Consider the following 17,321-nt stretch of genomic DNA (forward strand, 5'->3'; position numbering starts at 1 on the left):
GCGATGGCGACGCGGCTGCCGGCGGCGGTGCTGGAGGTGCCCGCGCCGGCCAGTGGTTGCAGGCCGCTCCAGCTGCCGTCGACGTGGCGGATCTCGTGGTAGATGCCGCTGTCCGCGCCGACGATGACCAACTGGGCCGCGCCGTCGGACATCCCGGTGATCGCCATGTCGCGGGCGTCGCCGGGGCTCGTCGTGCCGTAGCCGGCCAGCGGCTGGAACCCCGCCCACGCCCCGTTCGGGTAGCGCGCCTGGTGGTACATCGGGCCGGTGTTCGGGTCGGTGCCCGGTCCGCCGGCCATGGCGGCCGCGACGTCGCGGCGCATCGCGTCGAGGTCGATGAAGGAAGGGTCGATCTTCCCGGTGGTGCTGGTCTCCCGGTGGCCGCGCGCGTAGCTGGCGTCGCGGCCCAGCGTGCGGAGCACGGCGGCGGTGGCGGCCACGGAGGCGGCGTACTGGGCGGGGGTCATCGACTGGTCGACGCCGTTGTAGTCGATCTCCCAGCCGATCAGCATGGTGTTGCCGTTGCCGGCCGGGATGGGGCCGCTGCCCCGGCTGTTGCCGGCGTGGTTGGCGCGGTTGGCGGAGATCAGGTGGAACACCCCGTGGTAGTCCACCAGCGCGTGACACAGCGGGCCGGGCAGGTCGGAGCGGCCGTTGATGCAGACACCCAGGGCCGGTGCCGGCCGGCTCGGGCTGGACGTGGCGGCGGTGTGGTGCCAGAGCACCCCGATCGGGGCGAAGGAGCCGCTGACCCCCCGGGCCCGCCAGTTGCCCTCCTCGACCACCGCCACGCCGGCCGCGCGCAGCACGTCGGCAAGCCAGGGAATCCCCATGCGATCTTCCTTCCACCCGGCGGGTGAGCACGCCCGCGCCCGGCGCGGACGACGGCGTGTTCGGACACGACACAGGAGATCATCACTGGTGAATGTCTCGTTCTGGTATCGGTCGTGTACGCCGGGTGGCGCTCAGCCGTCGGGCGTCAGGCGCTGCCGCATCACCTCGCGCAGGTGACCGTCGCTGGTGGTGCCCTCGATGGTCACCTCGGCCGCGCGCCCCCCGTGCACCAGCGTGGCGATCGCATTGCCGAAGTACGGCCCGGCGAGCCGCTTCCACCGCAGCGGCGGGCGGCGCACCCCGGCCGAGCGGGCCAGCGCCCGGGTGGCCCCGGACGGCCCCGGCGACCAGCCCAGCTTCATCAGCGGACGCATCGGCGCCGGCACCTGGTTGTGGATCGGCGAGCAGGTGAGCTGGTGCACGGGGGTGCGTACCGCCGGGTCGTCGAAGCGGGCCCGCGCCACGTAGGAGTGGTGCACGTCGCCGGAGAGCACGCTGATCGACGCCGGTGGCGGGTACGCCGGCCCGGCCCCGACCCGGTCGCCGGGCCTGCCCGGCGCGCCGCTGCCGAGGCGGGCGAAGAGCGCCCCGAGGGCGTCGAAGGAACGGCGGAACGCCGCCCAGTGCTCCAGGTCCAGGTCCCGGCGCAGCCGCTCGGCCAGCCCCGACACCCAGCGGCTGCGGGAGTCGGCCAGCCGCTCGTTCCACGCCTCGACGTGGTGGATGCCCGGCGGCAGCAGCCAGGGCAGCGACGCGCCGACCACCAGGTGGTCGTAGACGCCGTGCGCCCGGTCCAGGAACCAGGACCACTCGCCCGGCGGCAGCATCGCCCGGTTGCCCCGCTCCAGCACCCGGCTGCACCGGTTGTCCAGCATCACCAGCCGGGTCCGCCCCAGGTCCAGCGCGTAGCTCCACTGGTACTGCACGGCCCGCCAGCGCTCGGTGTCGTGGGCCAGGTCGGCCTCGGTGTCGACCCGCGTGCCGAACTCGCGCAGCACCTCGGTGGCGTCGCTACCGGCGGCGATCACCTTCGCGTAGAGCGGGTCGGCGTCGATCTCCTCCGGGGCGAGGTTGCCCAGGTGCTGGTAGACCCAGTAGGAGGCCAGCCCGCTGCCGATCCGCTCGGCCCACCAGGGCTCGGCGCGCATGTCCGCCCGCCAGGCCGCCGAGGTGTTCCAGTCGTCGATGATCTCGTGGTCGTCGAAGATCATCACGCTGGGCACGGTGGAGAAGAGCCAGCGGATCTCCGGGTCCCGCCACGACTCCAGGTAGAGCTTGGTGTACTCGTCGAAGCTGACCACCTGGGTCTCCGGGGCGTTCTTCGGCCGCCGCCGACGCCGCTTGAGCAGCCGCCGCACCGTGGGCGAGGTCTCGTCGGCGTAGACCTGGTCGCCGAGGAGCACCAGCAGGTCCGGCCGGTCGGCGTCCGCGTCGGCCATCAGCCGCCGCGCGTACGCGTCGAGGGCGTCCGGGGGGAGCTTGCGCGCCGTGGCGTGCTGGGTGGTTTCCCGGCAGGAGCCGAAGACCAGGCGCACCGGCTGGTCGGCGTCGTCGACCGCCCGGGTCCGGATCACGCTCGGCGGGAAGCCGCCCGTGGTCAACGGCCAGGCCAGCTCGTCGTCGACCAGCACCTCGTACGTCGTCGCGCTGTCCGGGGTGAGCCCGGTCACCACGACCAGCGCGTAGTGGTGGTCGTACGCCGAGAAGGTGGCCGCGCTGCCCTCGGCCCCGTCGGCCGTGCGGACCCGGACCGTCGCCGGCTCGCTGGTCTCCACCCAGACCGTCGCCCGCGTGTCGACGACCCGGCGCAGCAGTGGGCCGATGAGCAGGCGGGACGCCGGCATGCAGAACCTCCAGGGGGTGAGACGAGCTCATCATTTCTACCCGGTCGGCCCTTCCGCCAGCCACGGCCCGGCGAGCGTACCCGCAGCTCGAGCGGTGGCCGGGTGCGGTGGCTGGGACGCCGCCGCCGGCATCTGACAGGATTTCGGCATGACGGAATACCTCCTCATCGCGCTCGCCCTGCTCGGCGTGCTGATCCTCGGCGGCCTCGGGCTGGTGGCGCCACGGCTGCGCCGGCGCCCCGAACCGCCGCTGCCGGAAACGGAGGTGCAGACCCGGGCCGAGGAGGACCTCGCCGGGCCGCCCGTCGAGGCGCCCGAGTCCGAGCTCTCCACCGGGGTCCTGGTCGAGCCCCCGCCGGCGCCGCCCGCGCCGACCGTCGAGGTCCCCGAGCCGACCGCCGGCCGGCTGGTCCGGCTGCGCGACCGGCTGTCGCGCTCGCAGAACTCCCTCGGCAAGGGCCTGCTCGGCCTGCTGGCCCGCGACCACCTGGACGAGGACGCCTGGGAGGAGATCGAGGACAGCCTGATCACCGCCGACGTCGGCATCGACGCCACCCGCGACATCGTCGACCGGCTGCGGGAGCGGACCCGGGTGCTCGGCACCCGCTCCGCCGCCGAGCTGCGCGCCCTGCTCGCCGCCGAGCTGGTCAACGCCCTGGACCCGACCCTGGACCGGTCGCTGCGCACCGCCCCGAAGGACGGCGTGCCGGCGGTCGTGCTGGTCGTCGGCGTCAACGGGGCCGGCAAGACCACCACCTGCGGCAAGATCGCCCGGGTGCTGGTCGCCGACGGCCGTACCGTGCTGCTCGGCGCGGCCGACACCTTCCGCGCCGCCGCCGCCGACCAGTTGGAGACCTGGGGCGGTCGGGTCGGCGCGGAGACCGTGCGCGGCCCGGAGGCCGCCGACCCGGCCAGCGTCGCCTTCGACGCCGTTCGCCGGGGCATCGACACCGGCGTGGACACCGTGCTGATCGACACCGCCGGCCGGCTGCAGAACAAGGTCGGCCTGATGGACGAGCTGGGCAAGGTCAAGCGGGTGGTGGAGAAGCACGGCCCGATCGACGAGACCCTGCTGATCCTCGACGCCACCACCGGCCAGAACGGCCTGGAACAGGCCCGCGTCTTCACCGAGGTGGTCAACGTCACCGGCGTGGTGCTCACCAAGCTCGACGGCACCGCCAAGGGCGGCATCGTCATCGCCGTGCAGCGCAAGCTCGGCATCCCGGTCAAGCTGGTCGGCCTCGGCGAGGGCAAGGACGACCTCGCCCCGTTCGACCCGGCGCAGTTCGTCGACGCGCTGCTCGGCACCGAGCCGCTCGCCCGCGACGCGTAGCCTCGCAGTGACCACCGACGATCGCGCCCGAGCCGGGTGGCGCGACGACCGCCACCCGGCGCCGGCCCTGGGGAGACCGCACGTGACTTCGCAGGAGATCCCGCTGCACGGCGGGAACGTGAGCACCGTGGTCCGGGTGGGTGACACCGTCCGGCGCAACGCCGGCCCGTGGACCCCGTCGGTGCACGCCCTGCTGCGCCACCTGGAGTACGTCGGGTTCACCGGCGCGCCCCGGGCGCTGGGAATGGACGAGCGCAACCGCGAGGTCCTGTCGTACCTGGACGGGGAGTGCGGCGAGTACCCCCTGGCCCCGCACTGGGTCACCGACGAGGCGCTGGTGACCGTCGCCACCATGCTGCGGATGTTCCACGACGCCCAGTACGGCTTCGTCCCGCCGCCCGGCGCGGTGTGGCGCTCGTTCGGCCCGCCGCCGCCGGACACCGAGGTCATCTGCCACCACGACGCGGCCCCGCACAACGTGATCTGGCGGCCCGACGGCACCCTCGGGCTGATCGACTTCGACCTCGCCTCGCCCGGCGCCCGCATCTACGACGTGGCGTACGCGGCCTGGACCTGGGTGCCGGTCTTCGCCGACCGGGACTCGATCACCCTCGGCTGGCACAGCCCCGACCGGCCGCGCCGGCTGCGGCTCTTCGCCGACGCGTACGGGCTGATCCCGCGCGACCGGCACCGACTGGTGCGGACCATCCGCAAGCGGATCGTGGACCACGTCGAGGGCATCCGGCGGATGGCCGCCGCCGGGGAGCCGGCGTTCGTCCGGATCGTGCACAAGGGCCACCTTCGCCGGCCCATGCGCGATCTGCGCCTGCTCGACTACGAGCGCCCCGCCCTGGAGTACGCGCTGCGCTGAGCCCACCCCGCTCCCCCTGCGGTCCCGCCGACGGTGAGGTTTTCTTCACACGTACGAAACAGAGCGTCACCGGCTGGAAACCACCGAGGCACGGTGCGGGAAACAGGAGGCGACGAAGCTTCCGCCCATCCGGCGTACGGGCGACGCTGCCCCGGAAGCCGTGAGGAGGGAACTTCACCTTTAGGAGGCCAGCGTGCCTGAAGCACCGACGATCGACGGCGCCAACACCGTTTGGCTGCTCGTTTCGACCGCGCTCGTGCTGCTCATGACACCCGGGCTCGCGCTGTTCTACGGCGGGCTGAACCGGGCCAAGGGCGTGCTCAACATGATGATGATGAGCTTCTCCGCCATCGGGCTCATCTCTGTTCTGTGGTGGTTCTACGGTTTCAGCGTCGCCTTCGGGGCCGACGTGAACGGATTCTGGGGCGACCCGGGGGCCTATCTCGGCACCAAGACCTTCCTGGCCGAGACCGACCTCTGGGGCGCCACCACGGAGAACCCCAGCGGCATCGGGGTCCCGCTGTACGTGTTCATGGCGTTCCAGATGGTCTTCGCGGTGATCACCGTCGCGCTGATCAGCGGCGCGATCTCCGACCGGGCCAAGTTCGGCGGCTGGCTGCTCTTCGCGTTCGGCTGGGCCACGCTGGTCTACTTCCCGGTCGCGCACTGGGTCTGGGGCGGCGGCATCATCGGCGGCGACATCCACGCGCTGGACTTCGCCGGCGGCACCGCCGTGCACATCAACGCCGGTGCGGCGGCCCTGGCCGTGGCGCTGGTGCTGGGCAAGCGGCTCGGCTGGCCCCGCGAGGGCATGAAGCCGCACAACATCCCGCTGGTGGCGCTCGGCGCCGGTCTGCTCTGGTTCGGCTGGTTCGGGTTCAACGCCGGCTCGGAGCTGACGGTCGACTCGGTCGCCGGTCTGGCGTTCATCAACACCCAGCTCGCCACCGCCGCGGCGGTGCTCGGCTGGCTGGCGGTGGAGTGGATCAAGGACAAGCGGCCGACGATGGTCGGTGCGTCCTCCGGCGCCGTCGCCGGCCTGGTCGCGATCACCCCGGCCTGCGGCTTCGTCGCCCCCTGGGCGGCGGTGCTGCTCGGCCTCGTGGCCGGCGTGGTCTGCGCGCTGGCCATCGCGCTGAAGTACAAGCTCGGCTACGACGACTCCCTCGACGTGGTCGGCGTGCACTTCGTCGGCGGCTGGATCGGGTCGCTCTGGCTCGGCCTCTTCGCCACCAACTCGGTCAACGCCGCGATCAGCGACGTGGTCGGCGCCTCCGACGGCCTCTTCTACGGCGGCGGGCTGACCCAGCTCGGCCGCCAGGCGGTCGCCGGCCTGATCGTGACCGTCTGGTCGTTCGCGGTCGCCTGGGTGCTCGCCTTCGTGATCGAGAAGACCATCGGCTTCCGGGTCAAGCCCGAGGCCGAGGTCGAGGGCATCGACATCGCCGAGCACGCCGAGAGCGGCTACGACCTCTCCCCGGCCGGTGGCAGTGGTGGCGGCAGCGCGTTCGCGCTCGCCGGGATCGGGACGCCGGGCGGGACCGCCGGCGCCAAGCCGGCCTCGGCGGAGCCCGCCGAGCCGGTCGACGAGAAGGTCGCCGGTTAACGTTCCTGGGATGGAGGGGTTGGACATGAAGCTGGTGACCGCGGTCATCAAGCCGTACCAGCTGGACGCGGTGAAGGAGGCCCTGCACGCCCTCGGGGTGGCCGGGCTGACCGTCAGCGAGGTCCAGGGTTACGGTCGACAGAAGGGGCACACCGAGGTCTACCGGGGTGCCGAGTACACCGTCGAGTTCCTGCCCAAGATCCGGGTGGAGGTGCTCACCGACGAGATCGACCTCGACAAGATCGTCGACGCGATCGTCTCGGCCGCCCGGACGGGCAAGATCGGTGACGGCAAGGTGTGGGTGACCGGCGTCGACGAGGTCGTCCGGGTCCGCACCGGCGAACGCGGCCTGGACGCCCTCTAGGCCGGAAGGCAGCAGATGACCTCGTTGACCAAGAGGAACGCGTCGGACGATACCGGCGACGGTGGCGCACACCTCCTGGTCAACGAGGTCGTCGGCGTTCCCGGCGGGATCGGCGGGCCCGCGCGGGCCGCCCGCGCCGAGGCGTACGACCGCTGGCTGGCCACCCTGCTGCCACCGCGCGCCGGGGTGGCGTTGCTGGCCGTGGGCGGGCTCGGGCGGCGGCAGTGCGCCCCCCACGGCGACCTCGACCTGGTGCTGCTGCACGCCGGGGTCCCCGGGATGGACGAGCTGGCCCCGAAGCTGTGGTATCCGATCTGGGACGCCGGCCTGCGGCTGGACCACTCGGTGCGGACCCTCGCCGAGGCGCTCTCGGTCGCTCAGGACGACGTCAAGGTCGCCCTCGGCCTGCTCGACGCCCGCTTCGTCGCCGGGGACCGTGAGTTGGCCGACACGCTGGCGCGCACCGCCGCCGACCACTGGCGGCGCACCGCCGTGCGCCAGCTCCCCGCCCTGCGGGAGATCACCACCGCCCGCTGGGCGGCCCACGGGGAGCTGGCCTTCCTGCTGGAGGGCGACCTCAAGGAGGCCGCCGGCGGGCTGCGCGACGTGGGCATCCTGCGGGCCATCGCCACCGCCGGGATCACCGACGCGCTGCGCCCCGCCGTGCGCGCCGCCCACCTGCGCCTGCTGGACACCCGCGACGCCCTGCACGAGCAGGCCGGCCGGCGGGTGGACCGGCTGGTCGCCCAGGAACGCGACGGGGTGGCCGCCCGCCTCGGCCTGCGCCAACCCCACCCCGGCGGCGACCCGGGCATCGTGGCCCGGCAGCCCGGCCCGGCCGACGCGGCGGGGGAGCCGGCCGGCGGCGACGGCGACGCGCTGCTGCGCCGGGTCGCCGGGGACGCCCGCACCATCAGCCACGCCCTCGACGACGCCTGGCGGGCCGCCGACCGGCTGCGCTCCGGCCGCCGCCGCGTCGGCGAGCCCCGGCCGGTGCGCCGCCCGGTCGCCCGGGACGTCGTCGAGCACGACGGGGAGCTGGTGCTGGCCCGCACCGCCATCGGCGCCCGCCCCGACGCGAGCCTGTCGCTGCGGGTGGCCGCCGCGGCGGCCACCACCCGGCTGCCGATCGCCCGCGCCACCTGCGAGTGGCTGGCCGCGTACTGCCCGCCGCTGCCGTCGCCCTGGCCCGAGCCCGCCCGCGCCGCCCTGATCACCCTCCTGGGCGCCGGCGCCGGCCTGGTGCCCGCCTGGGAGACCTGCGACCGGTACGGGCTGGTCGACCGCTGGCTGCCCGAGTGGCCCCGGCTGCGCAGCCTGCCCCAGCACAACCCGGTGCACCGGTACACCCTCGACCGGCACCTCGTGCAGGCCGCCTGCGAGGCCGGCCGGCACACCCGCGAGGTGGACCGCCCCGACCTGCTGCTGCTCGGCGCGTTCCTGCACGACATCGGCAAGGGGCTGCCGGGGGACCACAGCACGGTGGGCGCGCCGCTGGCCGAGGCGGTGGCCGCCCGGATCGGGCTGCCCGGCCCCGAGGTGGCGCTGATCGGCACGCTGGTCCGGCTGCATCTTCTCCTGCCCGACGTGGCGACCCGCCGCGACCTCTCCGACCCGGTGACCATCTCCCGGGTGGCCGAGGCCGTCGGCGACCCGGCCACCCTGGACCTGCTGCACGCCCTGGTCCGCGCCGACGCGGCGGCCACCGGCCCGGCGGCCTGGTCGGACTGGAAGGGCCGGCTCGTGGCCGAACTGGTCGCCCGGGTGCACACCGCGCTGGACAGCGGTGCGCTGCCCGCCCCGCCCGCACCGGACCCGGCGCTGGTCGCCGGGCCGCTGCCGGCCGTACACCTGGGTGGGGACCTGGTGGCGGTGGCCGCGGCGGACCGGCGGGGGCTGTTGGCGACGGTGGCCGGCTGCCTGGCGCTGCACCGGATGGAGGTGCTCTCCGCCGACGCCTCCACGGTCGACGGCCGGGCCCTGGTCGAGTGCCGGGTGCAGCCCCGCTACGGGCTGGCCCCCGACCCGATCGCGCTCGGCGGCGACCTGCGTCGGGCGGTCGCCGGGGACGTCTCGGTCAACCAGCGGCTGCGCGGCCGGGCCCTGGCGGCGCGCGGCTCCGGGGCGGCCCCCCGGGTCGTGTGGCACCGGGAGGCGGCCACCGACGCGGTGCTGCTGGAGCTGCGGGCCGCCGACGCGGCCGGGCTGCTCTACCGGGTGACCCGCGCCCTCGACGAGGCCGGCGCGCAGGTCCGGGCGGCCCGGATCAGCACCCTCGGCGGCGACGTCGTGGACGCCTTCTACCTGGTCGGCGGCTGGCCGTCGGACGACGAGCGGGCCCGCCTGGAGACCGCCGTCCTGGCCGCGGTGTAGGGCCGGGCCGCCCGATGACGCCGCCGGCCACGGAGGGGCCCCGGCGGTCGGCACGCTCTCGTGGCCGGGGCCGACGGGCGCTGCTGGGCCGGGCCGGAGCGCGGCTGTCGGCGGCGGGCTACCCTAGCCATGGCCGGACACCTGCGCCCGGTCACGTTGTGCCCGCCGGAACACTGACAAACGGGATGTTCGCGTGTTTGACACCTTGAGTGACCGCCTCTCCGGGATCTTCACCAAGCTCCGCGGCAAGGGTCGGCTCACCGACGCCGACATCGACGCCACCGCGCGCGAGATCCGCATGGCGCTGCTGGAGGCCGACGTCGCCCTGCCGGTGGTCAAGGGCTTCATCGCGAACGTCAAGACCCGGGCGCGCGGCGCGGAGGTCTCCCAGGCGCTCAACCCGGCGCAGATGATCATCAAGATCGTCAACGAGGAGCTGGTCAACGTCCTCGGCGGCGAGGGGCGGCGGCTCCAGTTCGCCAAGCAGCCGCCGACGGTGATCATGCTCGCCGGCCTCCAGGGCTCCGGCAAGACCACCCTGGCCGGCAAGCTGGCCCGCTGGCTCAAGACCCAGGGCCACCAGCCGCTGCTGGTCGCCGCCGACCTCCAGCGCCCCAACGCCGTCGGGCAGCTCCAGGTGCTCGGTGGCCGCGCCGGCGTCGAGGTGTACGCCCCGGAGCCCGGCAACGGCACCGGCGACCCGGTGCAGGTCGCCCGCGCCTCGATCGAGCACGCCCGGCGGGCCGCCCGGGACATCGTCATCGTCGACACCGCCGGCCGCCTCGGCATCGACGCCGAGATGATGCGCCAGGCCGCCGACATCCGCGACGCGGTCCAGCCCGACGAGGTCATCTTCGTCATCGACGCGATGGTCGGCCAGGACGCGGTGCGCACCGCCGAGGCGTTCCGCGACGGCGTGGGCATCACCGGCGTGGTGCTGTCCAAGCTCGACGGCGACGCCCGCGGCGGCGCCGCGCTCTCGGTCCGCGAGGTGACCGGGCAGCCGATCCTCTTCGCCTCCACCGGCGAGAAGCTGGAGGACTTCGACGTCTTCCACCCCGACCGGATGGCCAGCCGGATCCTCGGCATGGGCGACGTCCTCACTCTGATCGAGCAGGCCGAGCAGGCCTTCGACGCCGATCAGAAGGACAAGATGACCGCCAAGCTGATGGGCGGTGAGCAGTTCACCCTGGAGGACTTCCTCGACCAGCTCATCGCGGTCCGGCGGATGGGCCCGATCGCCAACGTGCTGGCCATGATGCCCGGCATGGGGCAGATGAAGGACCAGCTCTCCGAGCTCGACGACAAGCACTTCGACCGGGTCACCGCGATCATCCGCTCGATGACCCCGGCCGAGCGCACCAACCCGAAGATCATCAACGGCTCCCGCCGGGCCCGCATCGCCAACGGCTCGGGCGTCACCGTGATGGACGTCAACCAGCTGCTCAACCGCTTCACCGACGCGCAGAAGATGATGAAGCAGATGGGCGGCATGATGGGCCTGCCCGGCGGCGGCCGGCGCAAGGCGACCAAGTCGCCGAAGAACAAGCGCAAGGGCACCAAGGGCGGCAACCGGCCACGCACCGGCGCGGGCGCCGGGATGCCGGGCGGCTTCCCGGGCGGCATGCCGCAGCTCCCGCCGGGCCTGGACCCGAACGACCTGGCCGCCGGCCAGGGCCTGCCGCCGGGCTTCAAGCTCCCGAAGATCGACTTCAACAAGCTCGGCAAGGGCGGCGACAACCGCCCCCGCTGACGCGTGTCGGTTACGGTGGGCGACTGGTTAGGTGCTTAAAGTGGTCGTCGCCCCCTGGAAGGAGATGTCATGACCGCAGCGCCCATCCTGCCCGAACGGCACGAGTGGACGGTCGACGACCTCGGCGACCTGCCGAAGGACCTTCCGTACGAACTGATCAACGGAAGGTTGATCGTGCCGTCACCGACTGCCATACACCAAGAGCTCTGCGTGGAGCTGCTGCTCGCGCTTCGAATCAACTGCCCGCCCGGACACCTCGTGAGCTTCGACCTGTCGATGCGGGTCGACCGCCGCAACGAGCCGCGCCCGGACGTGGTGGTAATCCACCGCAGGCACGCGGACCGCTCGCCGGTCCCCGTCGAGGACGCGCTGCTCGCCGTGGAGGTCGTCTCCCCGACCTCCACCTTCCGCGACATGTACGACAAGGCGAAGGTCTACGCGCACGCCGGGGTGCGGTCGTACTGGGTGGTGGACCCGCTCCAGGAGCAGGTCACGCTGACCGAGTACGCGCTCGGCGCCGGCCGGGAGTACGAGCAGGTCACCCACACCGCGGACCTCTTCGTCACCGAGCAGCCGTGGAAGGTCTCCGTGAACCTGCCGGCGTTGACCGCCCGCCGCGACGGCCTGCTCGCCACCGACGAGGAGTGATCGGGTAGGACTGTGCGCATGGCTCTGCATGTGCGCGGCGTGCTCCTGCCCGACGACGAGGTCCGGGATCTCTGGCTGGTCGGCGACCGGGTCACCTTCGACCCGGTGCCCGGGGCGGAGACGGTGGTCGACGGCGGCTTCATCCTCCCCGGCCTGACCGACGCCCACTGCCACCTCGGCATCGCCCGGGGCGGCGCCCCGATCACCTCCCTGGACCAGGCCCGCGCGGCGGCCCGCGTCGACCGTGACGCCGGGGTGCTGGCGATCCGCGACGCCGGCTCGCCGTACCCGTATCCCGAACTCGACGACTCCCCGGAGCTGCCGCGACTGGCCCGCGCGGGCCGGCATGTCGCCCCGCCGCAGCGCTACCTGCGCGACATCGGCCTGGAAGTCGACGCGTCGGAGGTGGCCGCCACCGTCGCCGCCCAGGCCGCCGCCGGCAACGGCTGGGTCAAGCTGGTCGGCGACTGGATCGACCGGGGCGTCGGCGACCTCGCCCCCGCCTGGGACGCCGACACGATGACCGCCGCCGTGGCCGCCGCGCACGCCGCCGGGGCGCGGGCGGCGGTGCACACGTTCTCCGAGTCCGCCGTGGAGATCATGGTGCGCGCCGGGGTGGACTCGGTGGAGCACGGCACCGGGCTGAGCCTCGACCTGATCGACCTGATGGCCCGGCAGGGCACCGCCCTGGTCCCCACGATGATCAACATTGCGACCTTCGGCGGGATCGCCGAGCGGGCGCAGGCGAAGTTCCCCCGGTACGCCGACCACATGCTCGCCCTGCGCGACCGCTTCCCCGAGGTGGTCCGGGCGGCGTACGAGGCGGGGGTGCCGATCTACGTCGGCACCGACGCGGGCGGCGGCATCGATCACGGGCTGGCTGCCGAGGAGATGCTGCTGCTGCACGAGCGGGCCGGCATGTCGGCGCTGGACGTCCTCGCCGCCGCAAGCTGGAAGGCCCGCGAATGGCTGGGCTTCCCCGGCCTGGTGGAGGGCGGCCTGGCCGACCTGACGGTCTACCCAAAGGACCCCCGCCAAGACCTCTCGGTAGTCCGCACCCCCACCCGCACCATCCTCCGCGGCCGCATCCTGCCCTGACCCCACCCCCACCCCCACCCCACCCCACCCCCACCTCCCCGGTGATCAAGAGGTTTGCGTCAGCCGCGCGGCAAAATCTGACGCAAACCTCTTGATCAACTCTGCGAGGCGGGGGGTGGGAGGGGTGGGGGGGGTGGGAGGGGTGGGAGGAAGAGGGTCAGGGCCAGGGAGGTCAGGGAGCGGGCGGTCTGGTCTGTCGGGGACCTTGGGAGGACTATGTGGCTGACCACCAGGCGGACTATGGCGTCGGCGGCGAAGGCCAGGGTGGCCGGGTCGGCGGCCGGTAGGCGGGCGGTGGCCCAGTCCAGCAGGGCCCCCGTCGACTCGGTGAGCACCAGTTCCGCGCGCGTCGTCAGGAACGGCAGCAGCTCGTCCGAGCCGCCCTGGGCACTGGTCAGGATCGCCTTGATCAGGGGGTTGTCCGCCGCCGCGGCGAGGGTGTGCGAGATCGCCGCGTAGGCGCCGGCCCGCACGTCGTCGCCGTGCGCGTCGAGGTTCGCCCGCACGTCGGTGACGAACCGGTCCACCTCGCGCCGGGCCAGCGCCTCGGCCAGCCCTGCCTTGCTGCCGAACTCGTTGTAGACGGTCTGCCGGCTCACCCCGGCGGTCGCGGCCACCTCACCCATCCGTACGCCGTCCCAGCCGCCCGCGACCGTCTGCGCCCGCGCGGCATCGACGATGCTGGCCCGTAACCGCTGCCGGGCGTCGCTGAGCTCACCCATGGTGGTCGAAGTCTACGGCCGGCCCCGCCCCGGCCGTCCCGACGCCGGGGACGGCGCGGCGGTGGTGACGGAGCGGCGAGGACGGCGCGGCGGTGGTGACGGAGCGGCGGGGCGGCGGTGGGGCGGCGGCGGGTGCCGCCTAGGATCTGCGGTCATGGCACGCGTGCTCACTCCCCGCGCGGAGGACTTCCCCCGCTGGTACCAGGACCTGATCGCCAAGGCGAAGCTGGCCGACAACGGCCCGGTCCGGGGGACGATGGTGATCCGACCGGCCGGCTACGCCATCTGGGAGCGGATGCAGGCCGAGATGGACGCCCGGATCAAGGCGACCGGAGCGGAGAACGCGTACTTCCCGCTCTTCATCCCCGAGAGCTACCTCAAGCGCGAGGCGCAGCACGTCGAGGGCTTCTCGCCGGAGCTGGCGGTGGTCACCCACGGTGGCGGCAAGCAGCTCGCCGAGCCGGTGGTGGTGCGCCCCACCAGCGAGACGGTGATCGGCGAGTTCATGGCCAAGTGGATCGACTCGTACCGGGACCTGCCGCTGCTGCTCAACCAGTGGGCGAACGTGGTCCGCTGGGAGCTGCGCCCCCGGATCTTCCTGCGCACCAGCGAGTTCCTCTGGCAGGAGGGGCACACCGCGCACGCCACCCGCGCCGACGCCCAGGCGTACGCGCGGCGGATCCTGCATGAGGCGTACGAGGACATGATGGTCAACGTGCTCGGCATCCCCGTGGTGGTGGGCCTGAAGACCACGCGTGAGCGCTTCGCCGGGGCCACCGCCACGTTCACCTGCGAGGGCATGATGGGCGACGGCAAGGCCCTGCAGCTCGGCACCAGCCACGAGCTGGGGCAGAACTTCGCCAAGGCGTTCGACATCGGCTACTCCTCCGCCGAGGGGGGCCGGGAGCTCGCCTGGACGACCTCCTGGGGCACCTCGACCCGGATGCTCGGCGGCCTGATCATGGCGCACGGCGACGACAACGGCCTGCGGCTGCCGCCGAAGCTGGCGCCGGTCCAGGCGTACGTGATGGTGGTCAAGGACGGCGAGGGTGTCGGCGAGGCGGCGCGGACGCTCCGCGACGCGCTGCGCGACGCCGGTGTCCGGGTCGCGCTCGACGACCGCACCGACACCCCGTTCGGCCGCCGGGCCGTCGACGCCGAGCTGCGCGGCTACCCGGTACGCGTCGAGGTCGGCCCCCGCGACCTGGCCGCCGGCAACGCGGTCGTGGTCCGGCGTACGAACGGGTCGAAGTCGCCGACCCCGGTGGCCGACGTGGTCGGCGCGGTGCTGGCGGCCCTCGAGGCGGATCAGCGGGCGCTGCACGACGAGGCCCTGGCCCACCGGGAGTCCCGCACCGTCGAGGTCGCCACCCTCGCCGAGGCGATCGAGGCGGCGGCCACCGGCTGGGCCCGGGTGCCGTGGTCGGCGGTCGGGGTGGCCGGCGAGGCCGAGGCGAACGGCCGGGGCGTCACCGTGCGCTGCCTGCTGCGCGCCGACGGCTCGGTGCCCGACTCGGAGGACGAGCCGGAGCTGGTCGCCGTCCTGGCCCGCGCCTACTGACGCCGGCGATGGCCATGACCTTCGCTCCGGGCCGGTTGATCGTGCACCGCAACGTCCGGCACGGCCGGATCGGCTGGGTGCGGGCCGGCCGGGTGGTCAGCGACGACGAGCGCGGGCTGCTGATCCTCGTGCCCCGGGACGCGCCGGTGGCCCACGAGGTCACCGAGGCCGGGCTCGGGATGCGGGCGGTGCCGTTCGCCGAGTGGATCACGTCGCCGTCGTACCGGCTGGCGCACGGGCGGTGGGACGGGCCGCCGGTGTTGAAGTTCCTGCCCGTGGGCGAGGCGCATTCGGTCTGGTGGTTCTCCGACGCGCACGGCCGCTTCACCAACTGGTACGTCAACCTGGAGGAGCCGGCCGTCCGCTGGGACGACGGCGACCTGGCCGGGGTGGACATGGTCGACCAGGACCTCGACGTGGTGGTCCGCCCCGACCTCAGTTGGCACTGGAAGGACGAGGAGGAGTTCGCCGAGCGGTTGGCCTTCCCCGAGCACTACTGGGTCGCCGACGAGGCGGCGGTGCGCGCAGAGGGACGTCGGGTGATCGCCCGGGCCGAGGCCGGCGAGTTCCCCTTCGACGGCACCTGGTGCGACTTCGCCCCGCCGCCCGAGTGGACGATGCCGGAGCAGCTGCCCGACGGCTGGGACCGGCCGCCGGCCCGCTGACCGGGCACGGTGCGCGTCGACCGGGCACGGCATGTGGCGAAGGATCGGACAGTTGGCGCGAAAGCGCACCGTTCTGCCCGGTGGTTGCGGCGGGGCGACCAGCCGATGTGAAGAACCCCGGTGCGGTCTGGCAGAATGGGGCGCTGGTATCCGGCGCGCGTTCGGCGCCCTCTAACCCGGGCGCGTCGCCAGTCCACCCGAGCAGTCTCCGGCCCAACCCCACTGTGCCGGTCGACACTCACCCGTGCACCGCCCGTCCCGGGCCGGTGAGATTGCAACAGGAGCGAAACAACCGTGGCCGTAAAGATCCGGCTCCTGCGGATGGGCAAGATCCGCAACCCGCAGTACCGCATCGTCATCGCCGACTCGCGCACCAAGCGTGACGGCCGGGCGATCGAGTTCGTGGGCATCTACCAGCCGAAGGAAGACCCTTCGGTGATCGAGGTCAAGTCGGAGCGGGTCCAGTACTGGCTGTCGGTCGGCGCGCAGCCGAGCGAGGCCGTGCAGCGCCTGCTGGAGCTGACCGGTGACTGGCAGAAGTTCAAGGGCCTGCCGGCCCCGCCGCCGCTCCTGGTCGCCCCCGAGCGGGCCGACCGCAAGGCGGCGTACGAGGCCGAGGCGAAGGCCGCCGCCGGCCTGACCGAGACCCCGGCGAAGCCGGCCAAGAAGGCCGCCAAGACCGAGGCCCCGGCGAAGACCGAGGCCCCGGCGAAGACCGAGGCCCCGGCGAAGACCGAGGCCCCGGCGAAGACCGAGGCCCCGGCCAAGGCCGAGACCCCGGCCGAGGCCGAGGCGCCGAAGGCCGAGGAGCAGCCCGCCGCGAACGCCGGCGAGCAGGCCTGACATGGCACTGCGTCCGGCGCTCGAGCACCTGGTCAAGGGCATCGTCGATCACCCGGACGACGTCCGGGTCCGCATGGTCGACTCCCGTCGGGGCAAGCGGCTGGAAGTCCGCGTGCACCCGGAGGACCTCGGCACGGTGATCGGGCGGTCCGGCCGGACCGCCAAGGCGCTGCGCCAGGTGATCGGTTCCATCGGCGGGCGCGGCGTCCGCGTCGACATCGTCGACTCGTACTGATGCTGCTCATCGTCGGCAGGATCGGCAAGCCGCACGGCCTGCGCGGTGAGGTCACCGTGGAGGTGCGCACCGACGAGCCAGAGGACCGCTTCGCTCCCGGCTCGGTACTGAGTACCGAGCCGGGAGCGCGGCCTCCGGCCAACCCGGCCCCCGGCCCGGGCGTGCCGTTCCAGGTGCCGTCCGAGCTGACCGTGGAGTCGGCCCGCTGGCACCAGGGGCGGATGCTGGTCGTGTTCGAGGGGATCGTCGAACGCGACGTCGCCGAGGCGCTGCGCGGCACCCTGCTCGGGGTGGACAGCGCCGACATCTCCCCGCCGGAGGACCCGGACGAGTTCCACGACCACGACCTGGTCGGCCTCGCCGTGGTCACCCCGGCCGGCGAGCGGCTCGGCGAGGTGGCCGCGATCGACCACGCCCCCGCCTCCGACCTGCTGGTGCTGCGCCGCCCCGAGGGGCGGACGGCGTTGATCCCGTTCGTCAAGGCGATCGTCGTCGAGGTCGACCTCGCCGGTGGGCGCGTCGTCGCCGACCCGCCGGCCGGCCTGCTCGACCTCTAGGGCCCCCGGCCCAC

At 73.6% G+C, this 17,321-nt stretch carries 16 protein-coding genes; 13 read left to right on the plus strand and 3 right to left on the minus strand.

From position 1 onward, the window contains the following. Together ACLQ2V_RS09800 and ACLQ2V_RS09805 are read right to left on the minus strand one after the other, a co-directional pair. Positions 1 to 833, minus strand: an 833-nt coding sequence (locus ACLQ2V_RS09800) for an N-acetylmuramoyl-L-alanine amidase (RefSeq protein WP_425718074.1), incomplete at its 3' end; no start/stop codon positions are given. A gap of 132 nt (positions 834 to 965) precedes the next feature. Further along, positions 966 to 2,678, minus strand: a complete 1,713-nt coding sequence (locus ACLQ2V_RS09805) for an alkaline phosphatase D family protein (RefSeq protein ID WP_425718075.1) — start codon at positions 2,676 to 2,678, stop codon at positions 966 to 968. Positions 2,679 to 2,826: 148 nt separating this feature from the next. On the opposite strand from ACLQ2V_RS09805, the gene ftsY reads away from it, so the two are divergent. The 8 genes from ftsY to ACLQ2V_RS09845 all read left to right on the plus strand — a co-directional run bounded on the left by ftsY (position 2,827) and on the right by ACLQ2V_RS09845 (position 12,724). After that, entirely contained in the window at positions 2,827 to 4,011 is a 1,185-nt protein-coding gene (ftsY, locus tag ACLQ2V_RS09810) for a signal recognition particle-docking protein FtsY (protein ID WP_425718076.1), read from the plus strand. Positions 4,012 to 4,018: 7 nt separating this feature from the next. Then, a complete protein-coding gene (locus ACLQ2V_RS09815) occupies positions 4,019 to 4,882 on the plus strand; it encodes a phosphotransferase (protein WP_425718077.1) in 864 nt (287 codons plus the stop codon). 193 nt (positions 4,883 to 5,075) lie between these two features. Continuing rightward, positions 5,076 to 6,488 carry an ammonium transporter gene (locus tag ACLQ2V_RS09820; protein WP_425718078.1) on the plus strand — a complete coding sequence of 471 codons (1,413 nt, stop codon included), beginning with the start codon at positions 5,076 to 5,078 and terminating at the stop codon, positions 6,486 to 6,488. A gap of 25 nt (positions 6,489 to 6,513) precedes the next feature. Next, complete coding sequence (locus ACLQ2V_RS09825) at positions 6,514 to 6,852, plus strand: P-II family nitrogen regulator (RefSeq protein WP_425718079.1); 339 nt, start codon at positions 6,514 to 6,516, stop codon at positions 6,850 to 6,852. A 15-nt stretch (positions 6,853 to 6,867) separates the two neighbouring features. Further along, a complete protein-coding gene (locus ACLQ2V_RS09830; RefSeq protein ID WP_425718080.1) occupies positions 6,868 to 9,225 on the plus strand; it encodes a [protein-PII] uridylyltransferase in 2,358 nt (785 codons plus the stop codon). Between the two features lie 193 nt (positions 9,226 to 9,418). Beyond that, a complete protein-coding gene (ffh, locus tag ACLQ2V_RS09835; protein WP_425718081.1) occupies positions 9,419 to 10,978 on the plus strand; it encodes a signal recognition particle protein in 1,560 nt (519 codons plus the stop codon). Positions 10,979 to 11,047: 69 nt separating this feature from the next. Then, positions 11,048 to 11,626, plus strand: coding sequence for a Uma2 family endonuclease (locus tag ACLQ2V_RS09840; protein ID WP_425718082.1), 579 nt, complete (start codon positions 11,048 to 11,050; stop codon positions 11,624 to 11,626). An 18-nt stretch (positions 11,627 to 11,644) separates the two neighbouring features. After that, positions 11,645 to 12,724, plus strand: a complete 1,080-nt coding sequence (locus ACLQ2V_RS09845; protein WP_425718083.1) for an amidohydrolase family protein — start codon at positions 11,645 to 11,647, stop codon at positions 12,722 to 12,724. A 95-nt stretch (positions 12,725 to 12,819) separates the two neighbouring features. Here the strand turns inward: ACLQ2V_RS09845 and ACLQ2V_RS09850 are convergent, their stop codons facing one another. Beyond that, positions 12,820 to 13,446 (minus strand): TetR family transcriptional regulator, encoded by a 627-nt coding sequence (locus tag ACLQ2V_RS09850; RefSeq protein WP_425718084.1) that lies wholly within the window; start codon positions 13,444 to 13,446, stop codon positions 12,820 to 12,822. 154 nt (positions 13,447 to 13,600) lie between these two features. Between ACLQ2V_RS09850 and proS the strand changes: the two genes are divergently transcribed. The 5 genes from proS to rimM all read left to right on the plus strand — a co-directional run bounded on the left by proS (position 13,601) and on the right by rimM (position 17,307). After that, entirely contained in the window at positions 13,601 to 15,007 is a 1,407-nt protein-coding gene (proS, locus tag ACLQ2V_RS09855) for a proline--tRNA ligase (protein WP_425718085.1), read from the plus strand. A gap of 14 nt (positions 15,008 to 15,021) precedes the next feature. Continuing rightward, positions 15,022 to 15,672 (plus strand): DUF402 domain-containing protein, encoded by a 651-nt coding sequence (locus ACLQ2V_RS09860; protein WP_425718086.1) that lies wholly within the window; start codon positions 15,022 to 15,024, stop codon positions 15,670 to 15,672. Positions 15,673 to 15,966: 294 nt separating this feature from the next. Continuing rightward, positions 15,967 to 16,515, plus strand: coding sequence for a 30S ribosomal protein S16 (gene rpsP, locus ACLQ2V_RS09865; protein ID WP_425718087.1), 549 nt, complete (start codon positions 15,967 to 15,969; stop codon positions 16,513 to 16,515). A 1-nt stretch (position 16,516) separates the two neighbouring features. Then, positions 16,517 to 16,750: an RNA-binding protein gene (locus tag ACLQ2V_RS09870; RefSeq protein WP_013732101.1), complete on the plus strand. Its 234-nt coding sequence runs from the start codon at positions 16,517 to 16,519 to the stop codon at positions 16,748 to 16,750. Between the two features lie 2 nt (positions 16,751 to 16,752). Then, on the plus strand, positions 16,753 to 17,307 hold the full coding sequence (gene rimM / locus ACLQ2V_RS09875) for a ribosome maturation factor RimM (RefSeq protein WP_425718328.1): 555 nt from the start codon (positions 16,753 to 16,755) through the stop codon (positions 17,305 to 17,307). The last annotated feature ends 14 nt before the right edge of the window (positions 17,308 to 17,321 follow it).

The organism is Micromonospora sp. DT233 (assembly GCF_049841815.1).
In the GTDB taxonomy this organism is placed as follows: domain Bacteria; phylum Actinomycetota; class Actinomycetes; order Mycobacteriales; family Micromonosporaceae; genus Micromonospora.